This is a genomic window from Mesorhizobium sp. M7A.F.Ca.CA.002.04.1.1 (assembly GCF_004022805.1).
Taxonomy (GTDB): domain Bacteria; phylum Pseudomonadota; class Alphaproteobacteria; order Rhizobiales; family Rhizobiaceae; genus Mesorhizobium; species Mesorhizobium ciceri.
In genome coordinates this window covers 1-2,634 of sequence record NZ_RZPL01000755.1, presented here as the reverse complement: position 1 = coordinate 2,634, position 2,634 = coordinate 1, and the positions used below count along the sequence as shown (strand labels likewise).

The window sequence follows — 2,634 nt, the reverse complement described above, 5'->3', positions numbered from 1 at the left end:
GGCGGGCTGGGCGGTTGCCTATGGCGACTTCGAGAGCGAGGAAGCCATCGCCCGCGCGGCAAAGGCCGGCATCTGGGCGGGAACGTTCGATCAGCCGCAGAATTGGCGAGACAGCCATCACGGCGAAGTCGTCGAGAAGAAGCACGGCACACTGGCGTCGATCGGCGATGCCGTGCGCGAGATTTTTCGCTTCTGGTGATGCGCATCCTGGAACTGGAACCGAGGACGAACAGGAGGATGGAATGAAGCTCTTCGACGGTGGCCGGGCGCCCAATCCAAGGCGGGTCCGCGTTTTCCTGGCCGAGAAAGGCATCGAGGTTCCGCAGGTGCCCATCGATATGGGCGCGTTGGAACACAGGCAACAGGCGGTCAGCTCGCGCAACCCCTTGCAGCGTCTGCCGGTGCTGGAGCTCGACGACGGCACCGTCATCACCGAATCCGTCGCCATCTGCCGCTATTTCGAGGAGCTGCATCCCGAACCGGCCCTGTTCGGGCGTGGCGCACTCGGCAAGGCGCAGGTCGAGATGTGGCAGAGGCGGATGGAATTCAATTTGCTCAGCTGCGTCACGCAGGCCTTCCGGCACATCCATCCGGCCATGAAGGAATGGGAAATCCCGCAGGTCCCTGAATGGGGTGAGGCCAACAAGCCGAAGGCCGTGGCGTTCCTCAGGCTGCTGGACGGCGAACTGGGCAGCCGGGAGTTCATCGCCGGTGACAGCTATTCGATCGCCGACATCACCGGCCTGATCGCTGTCGACTTCATGAAGCCGGCACGCATCAAGGTACCGGATGAGTGCGCGAATGTGTTGCGCTGGCATCAAGCCGTTTCCAGCCGGCCGAGCGCATCAGCCTGAGAATGACTGCCGAACTCGAAAACCTCGTCGCCAGGGTCCGCGCCTGCCGCATCTGCGTGGAAAATCCGGCCGGCAAGCCGTTGCCGCATGAGCCGCGACCAGTGCTGCGCCCATCATCCACCGCCCGGATCCTGATCGCCAGCCAGGCGCCCGGCACCAAGGTGCATCTGTCGGGCATGCCGTTCACCGACGCTTCCGGCGACCGCCTGCGCAGCTGGCTTGGCGTGACGAGCGACGAATTCTACGACATCGAAAAATTCGCAATCGTCCCGATGGGCTTCTGCTTTCCCGGCCAGGATGCCAAGGGGGGAGATCTGCCGCCGAGGCGCGAATGCGCGGCGGCCTGGCGCGCACCTTTGATGGCCTCTATGCCACGGATCGATCTGGTGCTGACGATCGGTATCTACGCGCAGTCCTGGCACATGGGTGCGGCGCGCCGGCCCTCACTGACGGAAACGGTCATGGACTGGCGCTCCATCTGGGAGAATTCCATCGGTCCGAAAGTGCTGCCGCTGCCGCATCCCTCGTGGCGCAACACGGGCTGGCTGAAGAAGAATCCGTGGTTTGAAATGGATTTGCTGCCTTTTCTGCGTTCGGAAATCCGCTATCGCCTCGGCTGACCTTTCAGCAAGAAATCACTCGCTTTTTGCCCGATCAGCAGAATTTCTTTCTTGTGAAAGGCCTGGATAAGGCAGAGTATAGGCATTCTATTCCCTTGGGAGCACGATATGGATCGCCTCGATAGAAAAATTCTCCGCCTCTTGCAGGAGGACGCGACACTCGCGGTCGCCGATGTCGCCAAGAAAGTCGGGCTGTCGACGACGCCTTGCTGGAGACGCATCCAGAAGCTCGAGGAAGAGGGCGTCATCAAGCGGCGCGTTGCCATTCTCGACCATGAAAAGGTCAATGTGCGCGTCACCGTCTTCGTGTCGATCCGCACCAATTCGCATAGCCATGAATGGCTGCGGCGTTTCTCGGAAGTCATCCAGGAGTTTCCCGAGGTGGTCGAGTTCTACCGCATGAGCGGCGACGTCGATTATCTCCTGCGCGTCGTGGTGCCCGACATCGCGGCCTATGACGCCTTCTACAAACGGCTGATCGCCAAGATCGAAATCCGTGATGTGTCGTCGTCCTTCGCCATGGAGCAGATCAAGTACACGACCGAAATCCCGCTCGACTACATGGTTCTGGACAAGGAATCGGGTGCCAACGCTGCCTGAGCTGAACGTCACATAAAGTCGTCCCGCTTAGTTCTTCTTTTTGTTGAGGAAACTCCAGGGTGAGTTCACCGGCAGCGTGATCGTATCCGGCACGGTCTCGACGCTCACCACATCTGCCTTGCGCACGCTGTAGCCAGACTGGATGATGCTGACGCCGTCGAGGATGAACAGCTGGCTCTTCTCCATGTCCGGCTTCAGCGCGCCGGTGACCGCTACAGGCTGATAGGCCTCGGACATCTTGTAGGGACGGGCCGGCGTAACCAAGACAATCTGGTTGGGCGGCGGCGTCGGCATGTGACTGCAGGCACCCGTCCAGGGTACCAGCAGGAACTGGTAGACAAGATCACCGTCGCGATCGACCGGCAATGCGTAGCCGGCTAGCTGAATGCTTTTGTCCTGAAGATTGACGGACAGCGTTTCGCCATGGTCGGGCAATTTTGCCGCGATCATCGGCAGCCCGACGTTTTCGGCGGCGGATTGCGTAGCCGGACGCAGATCCTTCCAGAATATGTGCGCAGTCTCGGCCGAGGCATCGGCGGCAGCGGGCACAAACAAAGCGG

The 2,634-nt window shown here is 60.8% G+C and carries 4 protein-coding genes and 1 pseudogene; 4 read left to right on the top strand and 1 reads right to left on the bottom strand.

Annotation, left to right across the window (positions count from 1 at the left end):
- From ENZ75_RS27930 to ENZ75_RS27915, 4 genes and pseudogenes are all read left to right on the top strand, one after another.
- Nucleotides 1–199: pseudogene (locus ENZ75_RS27930) on the top strand (thermonuclease family protein); the annotation flags it as partial.
- A gap of 43 nt (nt 200–242) precedes the next feature.
- Entirely contained in the window at nt 243–854 is a 612-nt protein-coding gene (locus ENZ75_RS27925) for a glutathione S-transferase (RefSeq protein ID WP_027161586.1), read from the top strand.
- A 2-nt stretch (nt 855–856) separates the two neighbouring features.
- A complete protein-coding gene (locus ENZ75_RS27920; protein ID WP_024503311.1) occupies nt 857–1,474 on the top strand; it encodes a uracil-DNA glycosylase family protein in 618 nt (205 codons plus the stop codon).
- Nucleotides 1,475–1,582: 108 nt separating this feature from the next.
- On the top strand, nt 1,583–2,074 hold the full coding sequence (locus ENZ75_RS27915) for an Lrp/AsnC family transcriptional regulator (protein WP_006205209.1): 492 nt from the start codon (nt 1,583–1,585) through the stop codon (nt 2,072–2,074).
- Between the two features lie 27 nt (nt 2,075–2,101).
- Here ENZ75_RS27915 and ENZ75_RS27910 read toward each other — a convergent pair whose 3' ends face one another.
- Entirely contained in the window at nt 2,102–2,629 is a 528-nt protein-coding gene (locus ENZ75_RS27910; protein ID WP_128278475.1) for a DUF3299 domain-containing protein, read from the bottom strand.
- Nucleotides 2,630–2,634 lie beyond the last annotated feature (5 nt).

What these genes read in the sequence shown, in the direction of transcription:
- ENZ75_RS27920 (WP_024503311.1), top strand. Translation starts at nt 857, where the DNA reads ATGACTGCCGAACTCGAAAACCTCGTCGCCAGGGTCCGCGCCTGCCGC.
- ENZ75_RS27915 (WP_006205209.1), top strand. Translation starts at nt 1,583, where the DNA reads ATGGATCGCCTCGATAGAAAAATTCTCCGCCTCTTGCAGGAGGACGCG.
- ENZ75_RS27925 (WP_027161586.1), top strand. Translation starts at nt 243, where the DNA reads ATGAAGCTCTTCGACGGTGGCCGGGCGCCCAATCCAAGGCGGGTCCGC.